Consider the following 21,990-nt stretch of genomic DNA (forward strand, 5'->3'; position numbering starts at 1 on the left):
GATGGCCGATAACATCGTCCCGCATTTCCACAATGATGCCGGTGTCCCCGTCATCGAGATCGGCTCGCATGAGTTCATGTGCGTGGGCGCCAATCCGCCGTTCGATCATCCGCACGTGTTCCTCGATCTCGGCAACGACAAGGAAATCATCTGCCCGTACTGCTCGACGCTGTACCGCTATGCGCCGGACCTCGCCGCGGGCGAAGCGCGGCCGCCGGAATGCGTATTGAAGGACGTCGCCTGATCGGCGTGTCGTGGCATCGCGTACCGTCTATGTGGCTGGAGCCGGGATTGGCGGCCTGACGGCTGCGCTCGCGCTCGCCACCAAGGGCTTCCGCGTCGTCGTGCTGGAGAAGGCCGAACGGCTCGAGGAAGTCGGCGCCGGCCTGCAGCTGTCCCCCAACGCCAGCCGCATCCTGCTCGATCTCGGCCTGGGGCCGCGGCTGACCGCGCGCGCCGTGGTGCCCGACGCCGTCAGCATCATGAGTGCGCGGGCCGGCGGCGAGATCGCCCGCCTGCCGCTCGGCGAGGCCGCGAGCCAGGCGGCTGGCGCGCCCTATTGGGTCATCCACCGCGCCGACCTGCAGGCGGCGCTGGCCGCGGAGGTGATGGCGCATCCGGACGTCGAGCTGCGGCTCGGCTGCCAGTTCGAGGACGTCGCCGCCCACGCCAAGGGCCTGACCGTCGTGCATCGCCGCGGCAATGAGCGCCGCCAGGACGTGGCGCTGGCGCTGATCGGCGCCGACGGCGTGTGGTCGGCGGTCCGGCACCATCTGTTTCCGCAGGTCCGCGCCGCGTTTTCCGGCCTGATCGCCTGGCGCGGCACGCTCGACGCCCGGCAATTGCCACGCGAATTGACCGCAGCGCGGGTGCAGCTGTGGATGGGTCCCGAGGCCCATCTCGTCGCCTATCCGATTTCTGCCGGCCGGCAGGTCAACGTGGTCGCGGTGGTGCCGGGGACCTGGAACCGGCCGGGCTGGAGCACGGAGGGTGATCCGAGCGAGCTGAAGGCGGCGTTCGCCCCACCGCGCTGGCCTGCGACGGCGCGCCTGCTGCTCAACGCGGTCGACGGCTGGCGCAAATGGGCGCTGTTCGGCGTCCCCGAAGGCATCGAATGGACCGACGGCAGCGTCGCGCTGCTGGGCGATGCCGCGCATGCCATGCTGCCCTTTGCGGCGCAAGGCGCGGGAATGGCGATCGAGGATGCGGTGGTGCTCGCCAAGAGCCTGAGCGAGGCACGCCCGGACGGTCCCGGCGCGATCCCGGCTGCGCTCAAACGCTACGCCAAGCTGCGCCGTCCGCGCGTCGGCCAGGTGCAGCGCACCGCGCGCAATCAGGGCCGCCTCTATCACATGACCGGGCCGCTGGCGCTGGCCCGGGATCTCAGCATCAAGGCGCTCGGACCGCAGCGGCTGTCGGCGCGGCAGAGCTGGATCTACGACTGGCGGCTATAGGTTGCCGCTGCGGCTGCGGTCAGTAGACCGAGCCGTCGCGCGGCAAGATCGATGGTGCGCCGGAATTGCTCGAGGCCATCGGCCGCGCATTGCGCGCCGGCTTGACCGGCTTGCCACCCTTCGCGGCCGCCGGCGCCGGCGGCGTTTCCACGCATTTGTTGCGGCGCCAGGCCTCTTCGGCGAATTGCGACTGGCCCCTGATGGCGACATAATCGTTGCGATACGCGACCTCGGCGACGATGGCGCCGCCGGCTCCGGTCTCCGCCTTGGCCATCAGGCCCTGCAGCTCGGCCGCGCGCGCCGCGAGCGCCTTGCGCTCGGCTTCGAGCTGCTTGCAGTCGTAGAGATCGTATTTGGCGGGATCCGCGAAGGCCGTCGACACGCTGTCGCTCATGCCTGCGCAGCCTGAGAGCAGCCCACCCAACACGAACAGTCCTGCGGCGAGCGCGAGGCGACGGGAACGAAGGCGATCGGTGGTCATGCAGCCTCGATCATGCGGCGGCCTCGAGACGTCGACGCGATTGTGGGCCGATCGGCCGCGAACGGCGGCAGTGTTCGCCTCTGCGATGGTCTTCGGATTCGTCACGCTCACCTCGCCCTGCGACCGGTCCGCAAGGCATGCGGATCCGAATCGTTTTCTCGTGATGGGTCCGTGCCTTACAACGGCCGCTTCGTCCATGTCTTGCACCACGTGATCCCAGACTTGGCAAAGCGCTTCAACGCGAAGGCATCTCAAAGCAGCTGGTGACGGCCGGATTGAGGCTTTACCAAGGCGCTCTCGCTGGCTTAAGCAGAGGATGAGCTTCAGAGCCAAAGTGCAACCTCGTCCGGCCTCGCCGGATGGTGCGCCAGGTCTCTGAAATCAAAGCGCGGACGTGGCGGAATCGGTAGACGCAAGGGACTTAAAATCCCTCGATGGCAACGTCGTGTGGGTTCGAGTCCCACCGTCCGCACCAGCGCTATGCGCGCCTTCCTTGACCGCCCTGCCCGGCTCAGTTCAACGCCGCCAGCCGCTCGAGCTCGGCGAGATCGGTGACCTCCAGCGTGCCCTCCGAGATCGTCAGGATCTTGCGATCGCGAAACAGCGCCAGCACGCGGCTGACATGGACCGATGTCAGGCCGACGGCGTCGGCGATGTGCTGCTGCTTCAAGGGAAACGGATAGCGGTGATTCTGCATAACGCTGTGCGCCGCGACGCGCCGCATCAGGCTGAGCAGCAGATGTGCGATCCGACGCTCGGCCGGACGCTGGCCGAGAACGGTGATGAGCTCGTAGGAGGCCCGGCCGTTGTCGCCGAGCGAGCGGAACACCTCCATCATGACCAGCTCGTCGGCGCGGCACTGCTTGCGGACCTCCTCGCCATCGAGCCGGCTGACCTGGACCTGGGTCAATGCCTTGGCCGAGAAGCTCATGCCTTTGGCGAAGATCGCCGCCGGCGAGAAGATGTCGCCCGGCAGCAGGAAGCGCAGGATCTGGCGGCCGCCATCCGACAACTGGATGTAACGGAATGCCCAGCCGGTGCAGAGCACGAGCACTTCGTCGCGCGCCTCGCTCTGGCATTTGATCTGCTGGCCCGCCCGGACGGTGAAGAACTGCTGATGGAGCCGCGGCAGCGCCGACTGCTCCCCGCAGGCATTGAACAGCGCGGCACAGAATCCGGAATTGAGGTGAGTGCAGGAGACGCAGCGGGCGGCTAGATCGGGGTCTGATCGCAGCATCAAGGGGGGTGCTTGTGTCCAATCTGTCCGCCGAGCCGACTTCGTCGCGCGGCCGTCGGCACGCAGCGGCGGCCGCTCCGAGTGAGCGGATGCCGAAGCCTCCGGCATGCCTGACAGCTAAGATGGAACCGGTCCGCAGCGATATAACTTGGATTAATGACGTGGCTGAAAGTCGCGCATTCGTCCGCCCCGGCGGCCTTCACGGCGCGATCAGTCGTTTGGACGCGGATCTCACGCCCAAGCAATGATCGACGCGGCTAGCGCCTACGCCGCCTGCGCTCGCGCCGTCAGCTCCGCCATGGTGGTGGATTTGAAGCTCGGCCGCGCCTCCAGCCGTTCGATCCAGGCGACGAGATTGGAATGGCCGGCGGTCAGCTCCGTCCAGTCCGGCGTCAACGACAGGAAGCTCGCCTGCGGCGCGGCCTGCAGATCCGCCAGTGACAGATGGTCGCCGACCATGAACGGCTGCTCGCCGAGCAGCCGCGACAACTCGGCGATGACGGCTCTCGCCTGCGGCATCGCGCGCGCGATCGCGGCTTCGTCGGTGATCGTGCCGAAGAATTGCGGACCGACGATGCGCTGGAAGATGATGACGTTGCAGACGCCCTGGAACAGGTACCAGTCGCTAGTCCATACGCGCGGCCGGATTGACTTCCTCGTCTACGCGCAGCAGGTTACAACCTTTGCGGGACGAATTGTACTAGCCAAATGCATCGAGTGGTTTTCCATTCATTCGGGACGTGGGACCGGGGGGCCTCACCTTGCGCACAGTTTTGCTTGCTACTGCCTCGGGATTGATTGTTTTTGCATGCGCCGCCAGTAGCTGCGTGCAGGTCCCGCGCCGGGATGGGATCGCTGCCGTGGACGTCAATGCTGTCGTCAAACGGATTAAGTGCGACCTTAACAGGGCTGTTCTGGATAAGGCGTACTCCCTCTTCCCGGAAGAAAAGCTACCCGAACGGCGGCAGCCCTTCCTCTTTTTACGCTCGTGGGCTGCCAAGATTCGACTGACGGTCGCCATTGACGATAGCTTCCAGATCAATCCGGGAGCCTCGTACACGCAGCCACTCCGCACCGTGAACAATGTCGCCCAAACCTTCACGATCGGCGCGGGAGGTGGTTTGACGACGCAAGCGATCAGGCAGGAGGACGTAGAGTTTCTTATGTCGTTCAGGGATCTCGATGCGGAGAACGACAGCGGACGTCTGAAGACCGGGCTCTACGACTTCTGTCGTCCCGATCCTGGATTGCTGCTCGAGAGCGATCTGGGTTTAGACCGCCTCATTGACGCGGCTCTCAAGCCGGTCGAGACCGGCGTTTTGAGACCGGGCAACAATTTTGGACCGGGCGCATCGCCGCCGCCTGCCATTCCCAAACTGGACCTCCCGACAATCGTTGCCGAACGGCGAAAGGTCGATCCGAAGGCCATACCTGAGGATTCCATACGAACCATTGCGGCCCAGTCCGAAAAGATGAGGCAATTTTCAACTCAGCTCATTCAGAAATTCAACATTCCTGAACTGGCGGATAAGACCACCAAGGAGCTGACGGAGGCACCGTCGCCGAAGAATGAAAGCGCGGAACGGATCAAACAGATTCTTGCGAACTCGGCCGAAGCCACCCGCATCGAGACGAAGACACAGGCCATCATAAACAATGTGGTGAAGCCTCGTTACAGTATTGCGCAGGGAGCGCTCGACGGATCGTGCCTAAAGCCGGTCGCTGAAGCGCAGTTTGAGGCCATTGCACAATCAGCCAACGTTTCGACGTTCGTTATCAATATCGACAAGGCGGCCGAACTCACTTCTGATCATCCGACCACAGCGCCTCCATCTAAAGCGGACGAGGAGAGATTGAAGGAAGCCGCGGAGCAATCCGCGGCTGATCTCAAGAAATTGGTTGAGGCCCGCGACAAGGTCATCGTCGCCACGAATACGATGAGAGACGCCATGCTCACCTGTTTGGTTGAGACGAAGAAGATACAGGAGGAAAAGAAGAGAGAAGGCCCGGCGGTCTTCGATCCGGTGTCAACCATAAGTGAAACAGTCAATTTCTATATAACACTGACGGGAAGCGTCACACCGACCTGGAAATTGGTGCGGGTGACGGCACCCACCTCGGGAAATTTCCTCTCAGGCACGCGCAAGGATACAAATACTCTGATACTAAGTATGGGTCGACCGACACCTGGATCCAGCGCCGGACCTACGTCCGCCATCGACCAACAAATTCTCTATTCGATACTCGGACAGGCGATCCCAGCATCGAGGCCGTAGCGTCATTTCTCACGCGCCAGCTTACCATCGCGACGCAGAGTGTCGCTAATGGCCCTCGATGGCCAGCGTCGTAGCGATCGCGCCAATAGATGAACCGGGTGCGGGGTCGCCTTCACCTCACCGAAAACCCATTCTGGCGTGCTCTTATTGCGTCTCGAACCCATTGCACTCGACGTCACTCCTTTGGAATGACTTTGACCTCTTTCAGTAAACTTTTCAGTTTGCCTTGTCCGCCGAGCCAACAAATATCTGCAATGTCTTTTCGGTGTCCGCGTACGTTCGCAAGATCGAATTCTCGCCATCGATACCGGCCGTGGCGCTCAGCTTGCTCTTCGTCAAATCTGGATCTCCGACTGTCCTCGCTGCGTACTTGTCCAACTCTTCTTCACACTTTACGCGCGGATTGTAGAGAGCAAGCCGCACCAGTCCAATGCGCTTCTGCAGCGCATCGCCAAACGGCGAGACATATTGCGCATCCCATATCGGGAAGGATTCGGGATGCTCCATGAAGACCCCTTACGGAAACTCCGATTCGTCGCTGAGCTGTCGATCAAGGCCCTCCTTATTGGCGCCACGAAACCAAGGGGGAACGAACTCTTCAACAGGCTGCCCCCGGAACCTCTCCCCCGGCCACATCACCGCGCGTGCGCGGCGACAATCAAGGTGAGAACTCCGCGACGATGAGGATGAGAGAGCCGACCTGGCGAAAGAGAAAGAGCAGTCCTGCAGCCTCGTTCAGGAGGCCGATACGGCCCGGCTTTGTCCCGAACAGGACAGCGGACTCGGATCAGCGGCGCGATACAAGCTGACGCCCGCCTGATCCGACTTGAACGCAACGTCGCTCCATCAGTGATCTGATCTGCAGTGATCTGATCTACGGATCCGGCGTGGGGCAAGCCCTGCTCGCCGATGACGGCGCGACCGGCGGCTTGTTCCGCGGCGGCAGGCCCGCTCGGCTGGTCGCACCTAAACGACCTGCGGAGGCTACGCCGCATGCGCTCGCGCCGTCAGCTCCGCCATGGTGGTGGATCTGAAGCTCGGCCGCGTCTCCAGCCGGTCGATCCAGGCGACGAGGTTGGGGTGGCCGGCGGTCAGCTCCGCCCATTCCGGCGTCAACGACAGAAAGCTCGCCTGCGGCGCGGCCTGCAGATCCGCCAGTGACAGATGGTCGCCGACCATGAACGGCTGCTCGCCGAGCAGCCGCGACAACTCGGCGATGACGGCTCTCGCCTGCGGCATCGCGCGTGCGATCGCGGCTTCGTCGGTGGTCGTGCCGAAGAATTGCGGGCCGACGATGCGCTGGAAGATGATGACGTTGCAGACGCCCTGGAACAGGTACCAGTCGCTGATGTTCATCACCTGGTCCATACGCGCGGCCTGCCTGACGTCCGCGGGCGTCAGGGCCGGCTCGGGCAGCATGCGGTCGAGATAGCGCAGGATCGCCTGGGTCTCGTACAACACGAAGCCGTCATGCTCGAGCACCGGCACGCGCCCGAAGGGATGACGCGCCAGATGCGCCGCTCCCTTGGAGTCCCCCGGCGCCAGCGCGGCGAGCCGATACGGCGCGCCCTTCTCCTCCAGCGCGATCAGCACGCTGCGCCCGAACGGGCTTCCCGGCACGGAATGGACCACGAACTCGGACATCACGGTCTCCCCACTCTTATGATGATTTGCTCACGATGACGTCGGCGACCGCTCGGCCTCGGCCACGAAACGCTGCAGCAGCCCCGGCCAGCCGCCTTCGACGTCCCGCCGCATCGATGCGCCCGCCTCGCTGCCCATGGTTTCGAACTTGTGGTGCAGCAGCTCGACGCGGGTCACGTCCGCGCCTTCGACGACGAATTGCACATCGACCTCCGAGCGCATCGCCGCGTTCGGCTTCCACTGCGCATCGATCTGCCACAGCATGACGAAGCGATGCGGCGGCTCCCATAGCGTGATGGTCGCGACCGTGGTCGCCGTGCCGTCCTCAGCGATCTCGAGCCAGCGACCGCCGAGCTTCGGCTCCAGCAGCACCTTCTCGATCGGCTTGCGGCCGACCCCATGCGTATGCGGCCACCAGCGCGTCAGGCCGCGCGTGAAAACGTCGAACGCATGGTCGATCGGCGCCCGGACACGGACGAGCTTCCGAACCGGCGCGATCACGGCACCCTCACTCATCGATCCTCCCTTTCGTCTGCCGATGCGTGCGCTCCGCCTCGATCTTGAAGGCGAGCAGTGCGTCGTCCCAGAAGCTGTCGAGCCAGTCGCGGAGCTCGGCCAGCCCCTCACGGCGCAACGAGTAGATGCGCCGTACGCCTTCGCTGCGCTCCTCGACCAGCCCGGCATCCTTCAGCACCTTCAGATGCTGCGATACCGCCGGCCGCGACACCGGCATCCCGGCCGCAATCGCATGGACCGGGCGCGGCCCGCCGCGCAGCCGCTCGAGCACTTCCCGCCGCGTCGGGTCCGCCAACACGTTCAGCGTCGTTCCGTAAGCCATAGCTTACTGTAAGCTGCGACTTACATAATGGTCAAGGGCGGCAGGTCGGGGAACGCGAGAGCCTGATCCAGCAGATCTCACCACCACCGGTTGCAGGAAGAAACCCGCCATTAACCACAACCGACGAGGGTGGAACCAACGGCTACCGGCGTCCGGGCCGGTCACTGCGTGCGACCTCGCTCAGGCCAGCCGGGCTCGCCATCAATGAGAGGCACGATGCTGGGATTCCGCCGAAAGAACGAACCATCGGACGCCCCGCTTGCGTCCGACACCTCCGCACACGACGCCTTCCAGGACGCGCTGGCGCAGTGCCTCGGCGACTGGGCGGACGGCAAGCTCAATCGCGATGTCGCAGGTGTCGATGCTGCCGCGCTGCGCGCCAAGCTCAAGCCGCAGCTGATCGAGGCCATCCATCGCCTCGGCACTGCGCTCGCGGCCCGCGCGTCCCAGGATCTCGATTCGGTCGTCGACCTCTGCATCAACAGCAACGAAGCCTCGATCAGCGCGGCGCGCCTGATCGGCGCCTCCAACAATCAGTCCGAACGCTGTCAGAGTCTCGCTTCCGCATCGGTCGAGATGCAGGCCTCCGTACACTCCATCCGGTCGACGTCGACCGAAGCCGCTGCCGAGGCCGCCGCGACGCGCCGGGCCGTCGAGAACAGCGTGACCGCGGTACAACGGACGTTGCAGACGATGAACGGCATCGCCAGCTCCGTGCGCGACACCTCGGCGAAGATCGCCGATCTCAGCGCCGCCTCCGCCGAGATCGGATCCATCGTCGGCACCATCGACGCAATCGCCAACCAGACCAACCTGCTGGCACTCAATGCCACCATCGAGGCGGCGCGCGCCGGCGAATTCGGCAGGGGCTTCGCGGTGGTCGCAGCCGAGGTCAAGAACCTGTCGCAGCAGACGACCAAGGCGACCGAGGACATCAAGGGCCGCATCGAGCGGCTGCAAGCCGAGATGAGCGGCATCGTCGAGGCCATGGCCGGCGGCGCCAAGGCGGTCGAGGTCGGCATGTCCGAGATGAACGATCTGGCGCAGGCGATCGATCAGGCCGGCACCCGGACCGCGGTGGTCAGCACCAAGATGGACGAGATCTCCGGCATTCTCGCCGAGCAGTCCGCCGCAACCGACGAGGTCGCGCAGGGCATCACCATCATCGCCGATCTCGCGACCGCCAATGCCAACGAGGTGATGTCGCTCGCGGACACCATGGGCAAGACGGACGCGAAGGTCGGCAAGATGCTGGGCGAGATCGCCAAGCTCTCGCTCGACAACCAGGTCGTGAGACTGGCCAAGGCCGATCACGTGATCTGGAAGAAGCGGCTGGTGGACATGTCGGTCGGCCGGCTGCAACTTCGCGCCGACGAGCTCTCCGATCATCACACGTGCCGGCTCGGCAAATGGTACTATGGCGAAGGCGGCCAGCGTCTGGCCGGCGATCCGGCATTTCGCAACCTCGAACGCCCTCACGAGGCGGTGCATCGCCACGGCAAGGAAGCCGCGCGCCTGTTCAGCTCAGGGCGCATCGATGAAGCCCTCAACGAGATCGGCAAGGTCGAGGTCGCTTCCAGCGAGGTGTTGGCGGCGCTGGACGAGATCAGGGCCTCATAGCTACGAGGCTGCTGCCGACGTCACGTCACTCCATCCGCGCGTCATCCGGGGCGTGCGCAGCACGGGCCCGGAATCCATAGCCACAGGACAGAGCGTGGTGCGAGATGGCCATGGCGCTTGTCTTCGCCACATGACGGCGCGTGGATATGGATTCCGGGCTCATCGCTGCGCGATGCCCCGGAATGACGGCGAGAGAGCCGGCCCCGTCGGCAGTCGCGTAGCCCGGATGAGCGCGGCGACATCCGGGTCTCCTCCACAGCGCGTTTGAACCCGGATGTCGCTGTCGCTCATCCGGGCTGCGGCTACGGGCCGCGGCCGACGTCACGTCACTCGCTCTTGTCGACGTTCCAGAACACAGGCACGGCCTGCCCTTCCAGGACGCCGGTGATCGATTTGCGCCAGGCGCTCGGCATGAACCATTGCCCGAGCGGCACGTAGATCACCTGGTCGTAGACCTCCTGCTGAATCTGGGCGGCGATCCGCTTCTGGTCCTCCGGCTTCGTGGCCTTGGCGAAGGCGTCGCGCAGCTCCTCCATCTTGGGATCGTCGGGCCAGCCGAACGGGCTCTTCTGGCCGCGTGCGCCGACGAAGGTGCTGCCGATCGGATTGCCGGAGTCGGCGATCACCGAGTTGGTGAAGAACATGTTCCAGCCGCCCTCCTTGGGCGGCTTCTGGCTGGCACGCCGCGTCACCACGGTCTGCCAGTCCGTCGTCTGCAGATCGACCTTGAAGCCGGCCTCGCGCAACAGCTGCGCGGCGACCACCGGCTGCGCCTTCAGGGTGATCGCATCGCCCGGCGCGAGGATCACGACGGGCGTACCGTCGTAGCCGGCCTCGGCCAGCAGCTTCTTGGCCTGCTCCATGCCGTTGCCCTTCACCAGCGTCTCCGAGCCGATGTCGGATTCGAGCGGCGTGCCGCAGCCGAACACGGCGCCGCAGATCGTGTAGTACTTGGCGTTACCGACGAGCGCGTCGAGCACATCCTTCTGGTTCAGCGCCAGGAACGCCGCACGGCGGATCTTCACATTGTCGAACGGCGGAAACAGGAAGTTCATGCGTCCCAGGGTCTGGTAGCCGAACTTGTTCAGCACGTTCATCGAAAGATCGGGATTGGCTGATAGCACCGGCTCGAGGTCGAGCGGCGGGAATTCCATGAAGTCGATGTCGCCCGCCTGCAGCGCGTTGACCGCCGTCTGCGCATCGGGCATCGAGACCCACTCGACGCGGTCGACCTTCACCACCTTGCCGCCGGCCGTCCAGCTCGGCGGCTCCTTGCGCGGCACGTAGTCGGTGTTCTTCTCATAGACTGCCTTCACGCCCGGCTGGAATTCAGCCTTCACGAACTTGAACGGTCCGGAGCCGATCTGCTCCGAGATCTGCTGGTTCGCGGGCGTCTCGGCGAGACGCTTCGGCATCATGAACGGCACGTAGGAGGACGGCTTGCCGATCGACTCCAGCACCAGGCCGTAAGGCTCCTTCAGCTTCAAGGTGATGGTCTTGGCATCGGTGGCCTCCAGCGAGGCCGTGGCCTCCATCAGCTTCTGGCCCATGCTGTCGTTGCGGCTCCAGCGCTTCAGCGAAGCGACGCAGTCCTCGGCGGTGACCGGCGCTCCGTCGTGCCACTTCAGGCCGTCGCGCAAGGTGAAGGTGTAGGTCAGCTTGTCGTCCGAGACCTTCCACTCCGCCATCTGCGGCTGGACCTGAAACTTGGCGTCGGTCCCGAGCAAGGTGTCGTACACCATGTAGCCATGGTCGCGCGTGATGTAGGCCGGCGTGAACACGGGATCGATGACGCGCAGATCCGAATGCATCACCGCCGTGATCATCTTCTTGCCGGCGGCGAGGGCCTGGGTCGTCACGCCCGCCATCGACACGGCCATGACCGAGGCGACGAACCATGAAACGAGCGCGGATGAGGTCCGGCGCGAAGTATGTGACATGCGATCTCTCTTGGCGTGGCTTCCATCCGAGGGCCCTGATACCGATCAAGGCCTGACGAGGCGTCTTGCGTCGCGTCTGCAAACGCGGAGCAAAGAGTCTCGGCAAGGAGACTTGCAGCAGTTCCATCGCAGGTCAATCGCCATGGGCGCATGGGTCACCGCATCGCGCGGATGCACATAGCGCGGCTGCGACGATGGCGTCCCGCCATCTGGAACTCGGCTGCACCTGGTCCGTTATGCGCACCAGCAAGGAGCTTGACGATGCCGAATGAAGTCACCGAACCGCGGGATAATGGCCGACGTCCGACCGCACCTATCCGCACCGGCAAGACGCCACCCCAGGATCAGATCAGCCCGCCCTTGATGGTCGACGGCCTGGAAGCGGTCCGCGATCCGCACTGCTGAAGCGCGGCTCATGCACAAGGCGAGCGCAAGAACAAAAGAGAGACGCGGCGAAGTCTCCGCTTCACCGCGTCTCTCGTTGCGTCACGAGTTCGGCGCGCGGCCTACTCGCTCTTGTCGACGTTCCAGAACACCGGCGTGGCCGGGCCGTCGAGCACTCCGGTCAGCGACTTCCGCCAGCCGCTCGGGAGCAAATACTGGCCGAGCGGGATGTAGATCACCTTCTCGTAGTTCTGCTTCTGGATCTCGGTGGCGATCTTCTTCTGCTCGTCCGGCGAGGCGGACCGCGCATAGGCGTCGCGCAGCTTCTCGATCTCGGCATCCTCGGCCCAGCCGAACCAGCCGCCCTTGGTGCCGCGGCCGCCGATCGACACGTTCGCCACGGGATTGGCGACGTCGGCGCCGACCCAGTTGGTGAAGAACATGTTCCAGCCGCCCTCCTTCACGGGCTTCTGGCTGGCCCGCCGTGTCACCACCGTCTGCCAGTCGGTGGCCTGCAGGTCGACCTTGAAGCCGGCCTCGCGCAACAGCTGCGCCGCCACCACGGGCTGCGCCTTCAAGGTGGTGACGTCGCCCGGCGCCATGATCGCGATCGGCGTGCCGTCATAGCCGGACTCGGCGAGTGCCTTCTTGGCTTCCGCCATGCCGTTGCCCTTGATCAGCGTCTCGGCGCCGACATCGGTCTCGAGCGGCGTGCCGCACACGAACACGGCGCCGCAGATCTTCTGATACTTGTCGTTGCCGACGAGCGCGTCGAGCACGTCCTTCTGGTTCAACGCGAGGAAGGCCGCGCGGCGCACCTTCACGTTGTCGAACGGCGGGTTGAGGAAGTTCATGCGGCCGAGCGTCTGGTAGCCGAACTTGTTCAGCACGTCGATCTTGAGCTCGGAGTTCGACTCCAGCACCGGCAGCATGTCGTAGGGAAGGTTCTCCATGAAGTCGATGTCGCCCGATTGCAGCGCGTTCACCGCGGTCTGCGCGTCCGGCATCGTGACCCACTCGACGCGGTCGACCTTCACCACCTTGCCGCCGGACGTCCAGCTCGCCGGCTCCTTGCGCGGCGCGTAGTCGGTGTTCTTCTCGTACACCGCCTTCACGCCCGGCTGGAATTCCGCCTTGACGAATTTGAACGGGCCCGAGCCGATCTGCTCGGAAATCTGCTGGCCCTGCGGCGTCTCGGCGAGACGCTTCGGCATCATGAACGGCACCAGCGAGGACGGCTTGGCGATCGACTCCAGGACGAGTCCATAGGGCTCCTTCAACTTGAGCACGATGGTCTTGGCATCGGGCGCCTCCAGGCTCGCCGTGAAGTCCATCAGCTTCTGGCCCATGCCGTCGTTGCGGCCCCAGCGCTTCAGCGAAGCGACGCAGTCCTCGGCGGTCACCGGCGTGCCGTCATGCCATTTCAGGCCGTCGCGCAGGGTGAAGGTGTAGGTCAGCTTGTCGTCGGAGACCTTCCAGTCCGCCATCTGCGGCTGGACCTTGAAATTCGAATCGGTCGCCAGCAGCGTGTCGTAAACCATGTAGCCATGGTCACGGGTGATGTAGGCCGTCGTGAATCCGGGATCGATGACGCGCAGATCCGAATGCATCACCGCCGTGATCGTCTTCTTGCCGGCTGCGATGGCCTGGGTGCTCAGCGCCGTCGAGAGCGAAAGCACGGAAACGGCGAGGCTCGTCGCGAGCGTCAGACGTTTCCAGCGCGGGCTGTGGAACATTACGAGGTCTCCTGAGTGGATGGTTTGACCTGAAACTGATCAGATCCAGATCATTCGTTGGGCGTGCAGATCAATCCTTGTGCGAACTAACATGCTGTAAGTCGCAAGCTTTCGACAGTTGCAGAGGTCGCCTTTCGCGTCAATCCGCATTCAGCGCATGCGGCCCGTGGCTGACAATGCCGTTAACGTCTGCATAGCTTTCGCTTTACAAAGCGCGCCCGCCTGCGTCTCGTATCATGAGATCGCGACAATGCCTTGAGAGAGCACCAATGAATCCAGCCCATCTTCCCTTTGATACCGAAATCATGCTGCAGGGCTTGCGCGGCTGGGTCGAGTGCGAAAGTCCGACCTGGGACGCCGCCGCGGTGGAGCGCATGCTGGATCTTGCCGCGCGCGACATGGCGATCCTGGGTGCGACGATCGAGCGCATCGCCGGGCGCCAGGGTTTCGCCGGCTGCGTGCGCGCCCGATTCGCGCACCCGCGGCAGGGTGAGCCGGGCATCCTGATCGCCGGCCACATGGATACCGTTCACCCCGTCGGCACGCTGGCCAAGCTGCCTTGGCGCCGCGAGGGCAACAAATGCTATGGGCCCGGCATCTGTGACATGAAGGGCGGCAACTATCTCACGCTGGAAGCGATCCGCCAGCTGATCAAGGCCTCCATTGCGACGCCGCTGCCGATCACCATCCTGTTCACGCCGGACGAGGAGGTCGGAACGCCCTCGACCCGCGACATCATCGAAGCCGAGGCGCAGCGCAACAAATACGTGCTGGTGCCCGAGCCGGGCCGTCAGGATAATGGCGTGGTGACCGGCCGCTACGCCATCGCCCGCTTCAATCTCGAGGCGATCGGGCGCCCGAGCCATGCCGGCGCGCGGCTCGGCGCGGGTCGTTCCGCCATCCGGGAAATGGCGCGACAGATCCTCGCCATCGACGGCATGACAACGGAGGACTGCACCTTCTCCGTCGGCATCGTTCATGGCGGCCAGTGGGTCAACTGCGTCGCCACCACCGCCACCGGCGAAGCGCTCAGCATGGCGAAACGGCAGGCCGACCTCGATCGCGGCGTGGAGCGCATGCTGTCCCTGTCCGGCACCACCGACGACGTGACCTTCAAGGTGACGCGCGGCGTGACGCGGCCGGTGTGGGAGCCGGATTCCGGAACCATGGCGCTGTACGAGAAGGCGCGCGGCATCGCCGAGCAGCTCGGCATGGCGTTGCCGCACGGCTCGGCAGGCGGCGGCTCGGACGGCAACTTCACCGGCGCGCTCGGCATTCCGACCCTCGATGGCCTCGGGGTGCGCGGCACCGACATGCACACCCTGAACGAGCACATCGAGATCGACAGCCTCGCCGAGCGCGGCCGTCTGATGGCGGGGCTGCTCGCGACGCTCGACTAGATCGCGGCACACGACGCGCAGCCCGCATGAGCGTCAGCGACATGCGGGTCGCGCCCGTCCCCCGGGGGCACTGCGCGCGCCGGGCTACGCTGCGCAGCAGCACGGTTTCATTTTCCGGGACCTGCGCGGGGCGAGTGGACAATTACTCCGCAGCGCGCGCATGATGGCATGCGGCTTGCAAAGTTTCGCGCAAGGTTCGCCGCAAAAGTGCTGCGACATTGTTCGCATATGCGATGGTTCGCGCGGATCACGAACACCGTGTCGTCCCGTGTGCACGAGCAGATGAGCGAACACCGGAGACCTTGAAAGCGATGGATATCGGTGACATGCACACTCTCTCACGACGTTGCGCGCGTCGCCCCAGCACCATGAAGGCGGTTCTCTCGAGATGATCGGTTATCTGCTTCGCCGCATCCTCGCATCCATCCCCGTGATGGGCGTGGTGGCGCTGTTCGTCTTTCTCCTGCTGCGGCTGACGCCGGGCGATCCCGCCGCGATTCTCGCCGGCGACAACGCGACCCCTGAGCAGCTCGAGCGCATCCGCGCCACGCTCGGACTTAACGAGCCGCTCTACATCCAGTTCTTCACCTGGATCAATCAGCTGCTGCATGGCGATCTCGGCGTATCGCTGATCTCGAAGGTGCCGGTGCTGCAGATGATCGGCCAGCGCATCGAGCCGTCGATCTCGGTCGCGATCTCGACCATCATCCTGTCGATCCTCGTCGCCGTCCCGCTCGGCGTCATCGCGGCCTGGAAGCACGGCACCTGGATCGACCGTTTCGTGATGGCGCTTTCGGTGATCGGCTTCTCGGTGCCGGTATTCGTCATCGGCTACATCCTGATCCAGTTGTTCGCGATCAACCTGCGCTGGGTCCCTGTCCAGGGCTTCAAGAGCCTCAGCGCCGGCTTCGGCCCGTTCTTCGAGCGCATCATCCTGCCGACCTGCGCATTGTCCTTCATCTACGTCGCGCTGATCGCGCGCATGACGCGCGCCGCGATGCTCGACGTGCTCGGCGAGGACTTCGTGCGCACCGCGCGCGCCAAGGGCGTCAGCGAGATCGCGGTGCTGCTGCGCCACGCGTTGCGAAATGCGGCCGTACCCGTCATCACCGTGATCGGCTCCGGCTTCGCGCTGTTGATCTCCGGCGTCGTGGTCACCGAGAGCGTGTTCAACCTGCCCGGCATCGGCCGCCTCACCGTCGACGCCGTGCTGGCGCGCGACTATCCGGTCATCCAGGGCATGATCCTTCTCACCTCCTTCATCTATCTCGCGGTCAATCTCCTGATCGACCTCGCCTACACCCTGCTCGATCCACGCATCCGCTACTGAGGCCCTCATCCGATGGCGATCGTTACCACCCCTGAGCCGTCGATCCCGGTCACCACGCGACTGGGTCCCCGGTTCGGCTTTCTCACCTCGACCCCGATCATCGCCGTGGCGACCGTCTGCCTGTCGCTCATCGTGCTGATCTCGATCCTGGCACCGCTGCTGGCGCCGCACGATCCCGTGCTGCTCGCGCCAGCGCAGCGGCTCAAGCCGTCGAGCGCGCAACACCTGCTCGGCACCGACGCCTATGGCCGCGACCTGTTGTCGCGCACGATCTATGGCGGCCGCATCTCGCTTCTGGTCGGCGTCGGCGCCGCGATCATCTCGATCGCGATCGGACTCGTGATCGGCCTCGTCTCCGGCTTCTTCCGCTGGGTCGACGCCATCCTGATGCGCGTGATGGACGGCCTGATGGCGATCCCGAGCATCCTGCTCGCCATCGCCGTCGTCTCGCTGTCGGGCGCCAGCGTCGGCACCGTGATGATCGCGATCACCATCGTCGAGATCCCGCGCGTCGCGCGCCTGGTTCGCTCGGTCGTGCTGACGGCACGCGAGGAGCCCTATGTCGAAGCTGCGATTTCATTGGGCACGTCGATGCCCAAGATCATGTGGCGGCATCTGATGCCGAACACGATCGCGCCGCTGATCGTCCAGGGCACCTACATCTGCGCCGCCGCGATTCTCACCGAGGCGATCCTGTCGTTCCTCGGAGCAGGCATCAGCCCGGAGACGCCGACCTGGGGCAACATCATGGCCGAGGGCCGCTCCTACTTCCAGATCAAGCCATCGCTGATCTTCTGGCCAGGCCTGCTGCTGTCGATCGCCATCCTCTCGATCAACCTGATCGGCGATGCCGCGCGCGACGCGCTCGACCCGCGCATGAAGCAGCGCGAGGCCGGCAAGTGACAATGGTTTTTCGTCATCGCGAGCGAAGCGACGCGATCCAGGGGCCGCACCCGGAGCTCTGGATTGCTTCGTCGCTATCGCTCCTCGCAATGACGGTGGAGAAATGAACACATGACCGACACCATCCTCGACATCGACAATCTCGTCGTCACCGTCGGCAAGACGAAGAACCCGAACGGCCCGCGCATCATCGACGGCGTCTCGATCAAGGTCGAAAAGGGCGAGACGCTCTGCGTCGTCGGCGAAAGCGGCTCCGGCAAATCGGTGACGTCGCTGACCACCATGGGCCTGTTGCCGAAGAACGCGCTGCATGCCGTCGGCGGCAGCGTCAAGCTGGTCGGCGAAGAGCTGCTCACCGCGAGCGATCGCCGGCTGCGCGAGCTGCGCGCCACCCGGATGGCGATGATCTTCCAGGAGCCGATGACCGCGCTCAATCCGGTCGTGCCGGTGGGCCGCCAGATCGACGAGGTCCTGCGCGCGCATACGTCCCTCGATGCGCGCACGCGGCGCAAGCGCATCCTCGACATGATGGAGCAGGTCCACCTGCCCGACGTCGAGCGCATTTTCGGCTCCTACCCGCACCGCCTGTCGGGTGGCCAGCGCCAGCGCATCATGATCGCGATGGCGCTGGTGCTCGAGCCGAAACTCCTGATCGCCGACGAGCCGACCACCGCACTCGACGTCACCACGCAGAAGCAGATCCTCTCGCTGATCCGCGAGTTGCAGCGCGATCACGGCACCGCCGTGCTGTTCATCACCCACGACATGGGCGTGGTCGCCGAGATCGCCGATCGCGTCTCGGTGATGCGCCAGGGACGCCTGGTCGAGACCGGGCCGCTCGACAAGATCCTGCGGGCGCCCGAGATGGACTACACGCGCAACCTGCTCGCTTCCGTGCCCAGCCTGATCCCGCGCCCGCCGCGGCCGGACAGCACCGAGCCGGTGGTGCTGGAAACCAACGAGCTCGGCAAGGTCTATCGCGAGCGTTCGTTCCTCGGCAAAGCGCGCGAAGTCGTCGCCGCGCAGAACGTCACGCTCACCCTGCGCAAGGGCCGCACGCTCGGCATCGTCGGCGAAAGCGGCTCCGGCAAGTCGACGGTGGCCCGCTGCATCGTCCGGCTGATCGATCCGACCTCCGGCGGCGTCCGTCTGGCCGGCCATGAGATCTCGATCCTGACCCGGCGGCTGCTGCAGCCGCATCGCAAGCGGATCCAGATCGTGTTCCAGGATCCCTACCGCTCGCTCAACCCGCGGCTGACCGTCGGTGAAAGCATCGCCGAGGGACCGGTCAACTACGGCACCTCGCATGACAAGGCGATGGCGCGGGCGCGCGAGCTGCTCGAGCTGGTCGGCCTGCCCGCGGACGCGATCTCACGCTACCCGCACCAGTTCTCCGGCGGCCAGCGCCAGCGCATCGCTATCGCCCGCGCGCTCGCGCTCGATCCCGACGTGCTGGTCGCGGATGAAGCGGTGTCTGCGCTCGACGTCTCGGTACAGGCGCAGGTGCTGGAGCTGCTCGACGAGATCCAGCGCCGGCTCGGCATCGCCATCCTGTTTATCACGCATGACCTGCGCGTTGCCGCGCAGATCTGCGACGACGTCGTCGTGATGCAGAAGGGGCGCATCGTCGAACAGGGTCCGGCCGGCGAGATCCTGACGCATCCGAAGGAAGCCTACACGCGCGCGCTGCTCGAAGCGGCGCCGGGACGGAACTGGGACTTCGCCAACTTCCGGCCGGTGTCGGAAGCAGTGGCGTAGCAACGCCACCACCGCCGTCGCGGCAAGCGGTGAAGCAATCCAGACTGGATATCTAGACGGATCCTGGATTGCTTCGCAGCGAAGCAATCCAGGCGGCCCGGGGACTCTGAACTGCGTCGCTGAGCCGGCAAGGACCCACGACGAGACGCCACCGCGCCAACGCGCCGTCATCGTGGCCCGCATGCAAAACGGCATCGCTCGATCGCTTGCGTGGGCCGCGATACGCGGTCTAACGTCATCGCACCACCAACAGCCTGAGGCGGAGTGATGACGCGCGTCGCGATCGGCGGCTTTCTGCACGAGACCAATACATTCGCACCGACGAAAGCGGACTACGACGCGTTCATGCATGGCGGCGGCCGCGCCTCGATCGCCGATGCGGCCTCCGTGCTCACGACGATGCGCGGCATCAATGCCGGTCAGGCCGGCTTCATGGCGGTCGCAGAAGCCAACGGCTGGGACGTCGTGCCCACCATCGCCTGCGCGGCGAGTCCCTCGGCGCATGTCACCAGGGACGCGTTCGAGCGCATCACGACCGTGATGGTCGAGCGCATCAAGGCCGCCGGCCCGCTCGACGGCGTCTATCTCGATCTGCACGGCGCGATGGTGGCCGAGCATCTTGACGACGGCGAAGGCGAGATCCTGGCGCGCGTGCGCAAGGTCATCGGCCCGAACGTGCCGCTGGTCGCGAGCCTCGATCTGCATGCCAACGTCACGCCCGAGATGATGGCACGTGCCGATGCGCTGATCGCCTACCGGAAATATCCGCACACCGATATGGCCGACACCGGCCGCGCCAGCGCGGAGCACCTCGCGCTGCTGCTGCGCGCGAAGGAGCCGCTCGCGAAGGCATTCCGGCAATTGCCGTTCCTGATCCCGATCAGTTGGCAATGCACCAACGACCAGCCGACCAAGGGCATCTACGAGAAGCTTGCGGCGCTGCAGAGCGAGGCCGTGCCGACGCTGTCGTTCGCGCCCGGCTTTCCCGCCGCCGATTTCGCGCATTGCGGCCCGAGCGTGTTCGCCTATGGCCGGACGCAGGCCGACGCGGACGCCGCGGCGGATGCGATCGCGGCGATCGTCGCGGGCCACGAGGATGATTTCGACGGCCGCATCTACGCACCCGATGACGGCGTGCGCCATGCGATGACGCTGGCGAAGACGGCGACACGCCCGATCGTGATCGCCGACACCCAGGACAATCCCGGCGCGGGCGGCGATTCCGATACGACCGGCATGCTGCGCGCGCTGGTGCGCAACCGCGCCAGCCGCGCCGCGATCGGCATGATCTACGATCCGCAAGCGGCGCTCGCCGCGCATGCGGCCGGCGAAGGGGCCACCGTGACGCTGTCGCTCGGCGGCAAGAGCGGCATTCCCGGCGATGCGCCGTTCGAGGAGAGCTTCATCGTCGAGAAGCTGTCCGATGGCTGCTTCGTCGCGCCGGGTCCGTTCTACGGCGGCCGCAGGATGGAGATGGGCCTCTCGGCCGCACTCCGCATCGGCGACGTGAGAGTCGTGGTCTGCTCGCACAAGGCCCAGCTCGCCGACCAGGAAATGTATCGGTTCGTCGGCATCGAGCCGACCGCGCAGGCGATTCTGGTCAACAAGAGCTCAGTGCATTTCCGCGCCGATTTCGAGCCGATCGCGGAACATCTCCTGATCTGCGCCGCGCCCGGCGCGATGCCCGCCGATCCCTCCACTTTGCCCTGGACCAGCCTGCGTCCGGGCGTCCGCCTCAAGCCGAACGGTCCGGCGTTCAAAGCTTAAACCTCTCCAGGGAAACGCACCCATGCCCACCATCGATCGCATCCAAGGTTACGCCGACGAACTCACCGCCATCCGCCGCGACCTGCACGCCCATCCCGAGATCGGCTTCGAGGAGACGCGGACCTCCGGCATCGTCGCCGAGAAGCTCGCGCAATGGGGCATCGAGGTGCATCGCGGCCTCGGCGGCACCGGCGTGATCGGCGTGCTCAAGGGCAAAGGCGATAGCGGCAAGAGGATCGGCTTGCGCGCCGACATGGATGCCCTGCCGATGGAGGAGAACACCAACCTTCCGTGGCGCTCTACGATCCCCGGTCGCTTCCATGGCTGCGGCCATGACGGCCATACCACGATGCTGCTCGGCACCGCGCGCTATCTCGCCGAGACGCGCAATTTCGACGGCACCGTGCACTTCATCTTCCAGCCGGCAGAGGAAGGCCTCGGCGGCGCGCGGGCGATGATCAAGGACGGCCTGTTCCAGAAGTTCCCATGCGACGAACTCTACGGCCTGCACAACGCGCCGGACCTGGAGCACGGCGAGATCGCGATCCTGCCCGGTCCGGCCATGGCCGGCGCCGACTTCTTCGACATCCGGATTTCCGGTTACGGCGCCCATGGCGCGATGCCCGAGCGCTCCAAGGACGCGGTGGTGATCGCGACCAGCGTGGCACAGGCGATCCAGACCATCGTCAGCCGCAATGTCGAGCCGCTGCAGGCCGCGGTCGTCTCGATCACGCAGATCCACGCCGGCTCGGCCTACAACGTCATTCCCGGCGATGCCTGGCTGTGCGGCACCGTGCGCGCATTCTCGGACCCCGTGCGCGCGCTGGTGCGCGAGCGCATGCGCGCGATCTGCGCCGGCATGGCGGCGGCGTTCAATTGCGAGATCGATGTCGACATCCGCGACACGTTCAGCGTGCTGGTGAACCAGGAGGAGCAGTCCAAGGTCGTCGAGCAGGTCGCGCGCACCGTGGTCGAGCCGTCCAAGGTGCTGACCCGCTCGACGCCGAAGATGGGCAGCGAGGATTTCGCCGACATGCTGCAGACGATTCCGGGCGCCTATTTCTGGGTCGGCCATGAGGGCTCGGTGCCGGTGCACAATCCCGGCTACGTGCTCGACGACAAGATCCTGCCGATCGGCGCCAGCATGTTCGCCCGCATCATCGAGACTCGTCTGCCGGCAGCTTAGCGCTGATCTACGTCAATGAGCGGGCGCGAATTGAGA

At 65.2% G+C, this 21,990-nt stretch carries 20 protein-coding genes and 1 tRNA gene; 12 read left to right on the forward strand and 9 right to left on the reverse strand.

Features of this window, described 5'->3' with window-relative positions; translation table 11 throughout:
- The first annotated feature begins 1 nt into the window (after position 1).
- Positions 2–244 (forward strand): zinc-finger domain-containing protein, encoded by a 243-nt coding sequence (locus tag QX121_RS07365; protein ID WP_006611181.1) that lies wholly within the window; start codon positions 2–4, stop codon positions 242–244.
- A gap of 10 nt (positions 245–254) precedes the next feature.
- The gene (locus tag QX121_RS07370) at positions 255–1,454 is read left to right on the forward strand and encodes an FAD-dependent monooxygenase (protein ID WP_315737481.1); all 1,200 of its coding nucleotides are present in this window, start codon (positions 255–257) and stop codon (positions 1,452–1,454) included.
- Between the two features lie 19 nt (positions 1,455–1,473).
- Here QX121_RS07370 and QX121_RS07375 read toward each other — a convergent pair whose 3' ends face one another.
- Positions 1,474–1,935, reverse strand: coding sequence for a hypothetical protein (locus tag QX121_RS07375; protein WP_315811540.1), 462 nt, complete (start codon positions 1,933–1,935; stop codon positions 1,474–1,476).
- A 388-nt stretch (positions 1,936–2,323) separates the two neighbouring features.
- Between QX121_RS07375 and QX121_RS07380 the strand changes: the two genes are divergently transcribed.
- Positions 2,324–2,410 (forward strand) — tRNA-Leu (locus QX121_RS07380).
- 36 nt (positions 2,411–2,446) lie between these two features.
- Here QX121_RS07380 and QX121_RS07385 read toward each other — a convergent pair.
- Complete coding sequence (locus tag QX121_RS07385) at positions 2,447–3,172, reverse strand: Crp/Fnr family transcriptional regulator (RefSeq protein ID WP_315737479.1); 726 nt, start codon at positions 3,170–3,172, stop codon at positions 2,447–2,449.
- 264 nt (positions 3,173–3,436) lie between these two features.
- Positions 3,437–3,820 carry a glutathione S-transferase family protein gene (locus QX121_RS07390; protein ID WP_315811630.1) on the reverse strand — a complete coding sequence of 128 codons (384 nt, stop codon included), beginning with the start codon at positions 3,818–3,820 and terminating at the stop codon, positions 3,437–3,439.
- A gap of 212 nt (positions 3,821–4,032) precedes the next feature.
- Between QX121_RS07390 and QX121_RS07395 the strand changes: the two genes are divergently transcribed.
- The gene (locus tag QX121_RS07395; protein ID WP_315811541.1) at positions 4,033–5,448 is read left to right on the forward strand and encodes a hypothetical protein; all 1,416 of its coding nucleotides are present in this window, start codon (positions 4,033–4,035) and stop codon (positions 5,446–5,448) included.
- A 216-nt stretch (positions 5,449–5,664) separates the two neighbouring features.
- On the opposite strand, the gene QX121_RS07400 is transcribed toward QX121_RS07395, so the two are convergent.
- The 4 genes from QX121_RS07400 to QX121_RS07415 form a co-directional block, all read right to left on the reverse strand.
- On the reverse strand, positions 5,665–5,955 hold the full coding sequence (locus QX121_RS07400) for a hypothetical protein (RefSeq protein WP_315811542.1): 291 nt from the start codon (positions 5,953–5,955) through the stop codon (positions 5,665–5,667).
- A gap of 477 nt (positions 5,956–6,432) precedes the next feature.
- Positions 6,433–7,092, reverse strand: coding sequence for a glutathione S-transferase family protein (locus QX121_RS07405; RefSeq protein WP_315811543.1), 660 nt, complete (start codon positions 7,090–7,092; stop codon positions 6,433–6,435).
- A 30-nt stretch (positions 7,093–7,122) separates the two neighbouring features.
- Positions 7,123–7,608, reverse strand: coding sequence for an SRPBCC family protein (locus QX121_RS07410; RefSeq protein ID WP_315811544.1), 486 nt, complete (start codon positions 7,606–7,608; stop codon positions 7,123–7,125).
- On the reverse strand, positions 7,601–7,930 hold the full coding sequence (locus tag QX121_RS07415) for a metalloregulator ArsR/SmtB family transcription factor (protein WP_315780685.1): 330 nt from the start codon (positions 7,928–7,930) through the stop codon (positions 7,601–7,603). Before QX121_RS07415 ends, QX121_RS07410 begins: the two co-directional genes overlap by 8 nt.
- A 216-nt stretch (positions 7,931–8,146) precedes the next feature.
- Between QX121_RS07415 and QX121_RS07420 the strand changes: the two genes are divergently transcribed.
- A complete protein-coding gene (locus QX121_RS07420) occupies positions 8,147–9,550 on the forward strand; it encodes a methyl-accepting chemotaxis protein (RefSeq protein WP_315811545.1) in 1,404 nt (467 codons plus the stop codon).
- Between the two features lie 326 nt (positions 9,551–9,876).
- Here QX121_RS07420 and QX121_RS07425 read toward each other — a convergent pair whose 3' ends face one another.
- Positions 9,877–11,490 (reverse strand): ABC transporter substrate-binding protein, encoded by a 1,614-nt coding sequence (locus tag QX121_RS07425; RefSeq protein ID WP_315811546.1) that lies wholly within the window; start codon positions 11,488–11,490, stop codon positions 9,877–9,879.
- A gap of 261 nt (positions 11,491–11,751) precedes the next feature.
- Here QX121_RS07425 and QX121_RS07430 point away from each other — a divergent pair, with 261 nt between their 5' ends.
- Positions 11,752–11,895, forward strand: coding sequence for a hypothetical protein (locus QX121_RS07430; protein WP_315780679.1), 144 nt, complete (start codon positions 11,752–11,754; stop codon positions 11,893–11,895).
- 101 nt (positions 11,896–11,996) lie between these two features.
- Here QX121_RS07430 and QX121_RS07435 read toward each other — a convergent pair whose 3' ends face one another.
- Positions 11,997–13,610, reverse strand: a complete 1,614-nt coding sequence (locus QX121_RS07435; RefSeq protein WP_315811547.1) for an ABC transporter substrate-binding protein — start codon at positions 13,608–13,610, stop codon at positions 11,997–11,999.
- 269 nt (positions 13,611–13,879) lie between these two features.
- On the opposite strand from QX121_RS07435, the gene QX121_RS07440 reads away from it, so the two are divergent.
- From QX121_RS07440 to QX121_RS07465, 6 genes are all read left to right on the forward strand, one after another.
- Positions 13,880–15,010 (forward strand): M20/M25/M40 family metallo-hydrolase, encoded by a 1,131-nt coding sequence (locus tag QX121_RS07440; RefSeq protein ID WP_315811548.1) that lies wholly within the window; start codon positions 13,880–13,882, stop codon positions 15,008–15,010.
- A gap of 388 nt (positions 15,011–15,398) precedes the next feature.
- The gene (locus QX121_RS07445; protein ID WP_315776713.1) at positions 15,399–16,340 is read left to right on the forward strand and encodes an ABC transporter permease; all 942 of its coding nucleotides are present in this window, start codon (positions 15,399–15,401) and stop codon (positions 16,338–16,340) included.
- 12 nt (positions 16,341–16,352) lie between these two features.
- Positions 16,353–17,243 (forward strand): ABC transporter permease, encoded by an 891-nt coding sequence (locus QX121_RS07450; RefSeq protein WP_315714711.1) that lies wholly within the window; start codon positions 16,353–16,355, stop codon positions 17,241–17,243.
- 111 nt (positions 17,244–17,354) lie between these two features.
- Positions 17,355–19,001 carry an ABC transporter ATP-binding protein gene (locus tag QX121_RS07455; protein WP_315759519.1) on the forward strand — a complete coding sequence of 549 codons (1,647 nt, stop codon included), beginning with the start codon at positions 17,355–17,357 and terminating at the stop codon, positions 18,999–19,001.
- 267 nt (positions 19,002–19,268) lie between these two features.
- On the forward strand, positions 19,269–20,768 hold the full coding sequence (locus QX121_RS07460) for a M81 family metallopeptidase (RefSeq protein ID WP_315811549.1): 1,500 nt from the start codon (positions 19,269–19,271) through the stop codon (positions 20,766–20,768).
- A gap of 22 nt (positions 20,769–20,790) precedes the next feature.
- On the forward strand, positions 20,791–21,954 hold the full coding sequence (locus QX121_RS07465) for a M20 aminoacylase family protein (protein WP_315811550.1): 1,164 nt from the start codon (positions 20,791–20,793) through the stop codon (positions 21,952–21,954).
- Positions 21,955–21,990 lie beyond the last annotated feature (36 nt).

The sequence above is a fragment of the Bradyrhizobium sp. SZCCHNR2028 genome (genome assembly GCF_032380995.1).
GTDB lineage: Bacteria > Pseudomonadota > Alphaproteobacteria > Rhizobiales > Xanthobacteraceae > Bradyrhizobium.

Excerpts from the sequence above, each read along its gene's own strand:
- QX121_RS07465 (WP_315811550.1), top strand. The coding sequence starts at position 20,791 with ATGCCCACCATCGATCGCATCCAAGGTTACGCCGACGAACTCACCGCC.
- QX121_RS07365 (WP_006611181.1), top strand. The coding sequence starts at position 2 with ATGGCCGATAACATCGTCCCGCATTTCCACAATGATGCCGGTGTCCCC.
- QX121_RS07425 (WP_315811546.1), bottom strand. The coding sequence starts at position 11,490 with ATGTCACATACTTCGCGCCGGACCTCATCCGCGCTCGTTTCATGGTTC.
- QX121_RS07455 (WP_315759519.1), top strand. The coding sequence starts at position 17,355 with ATGACCGACACCATCCTCGACATCGACAATCTCGTCGTCACCGTCGGC.
- QX121_RS07420 (WP_315811545.1), top strand. The coding sequence starts at position 8,147 with ATGCTGGGATTCCGCCGAAAGAACGAACCATCGGACGCCCCGCTTGCG.
- QX121_RS07385 (WP_315737479.1), bottom strand. The coding sequence starts at position 3,172 with ATGCTGCGATCAGACCCCGATCTAGCCGCCCGCTGCGTCTCCTGCACT.
- QX121_RS07375 (WP_315811540.1), bottom strand. The coding sequence starts at position 1,935 with ATGACCACCGATCGCCTTCGTTCCCGTCGCCTCGCGCTCGCCGCAGGA.
- QX121_RS07430 (WP_315780679.1), top strand. The coding sequence starts at position 11,752 with ATGCCGAATGAAGTCACCGAACCGCGGGATAATGGCCGACGTCCGACC.
- QX121_RS07445 (WP_315776713.1), top strand. The coding sequence starts at position 15,399 with ATGATCGGTTATCTGCTTCGCCGCATCCTCGCATCCATCCCCGTGATG.
- QX121_RS07400 (WP_315811542.1), bottom strand. The coding sequence starts at position 5,955 with ATGGAGCATCCCGAATCCTTCCCGATATGGGATGCGCAATATGTCTCG.
- QX121_RS07450 (WP_315714711.1), top strand. The coding sequence starts at position 16,353 with ATGGCGATCGTTACCACCCCTGAGCCGTCGATCCCGGTCACCACGCGA.
- QX121_RS07415 (WP_315780685.1), bottom strand. The coding sequence starts at position 7,930 with ATGGCTTACGGAACGACGCTGAACGTGTTGGCGGACCCGACGCGGCGG.
- QX121_RS07405 (WP_315811543.1), bottom strand. The coding sequence starts at position 7,092 with ATGTCCGAGTTCGTGGTCCATTCCGTGCCGGGAAGCCCGTTCGGGCGC.
- QX121_RS07435 (WP_315811547.1), bottom strand. The coding sequence starts at position 13,610 with ATGTTCCACAGCCCGCGCTGGAAACGTCTGACGCTCGCGACGAGCCTC.
- QX121_RS07410 (WP_315811544.1), bottom strand. The coding sequence starts at position 7,608 with ATGAGTGAGGGTGCCGTGATCGCGCCGGTTCGGAAGCTCGTCCGTGTC.
- QX121_RS07440 (WP_315811548.1), top strand. The coding sequence starts at position 13,880 with ATGAATCCAGCCCATCTTCCCTTTGATACCGAAATCATGCTGCAGGGC.
- QX121_RS07460 (WP_315811549.1), top strand. The coding sequence starts at position 19,269 with ATGACGCGCGTCGCGATCGGCGGCTTTCTGCACGAGACCAATACATTC.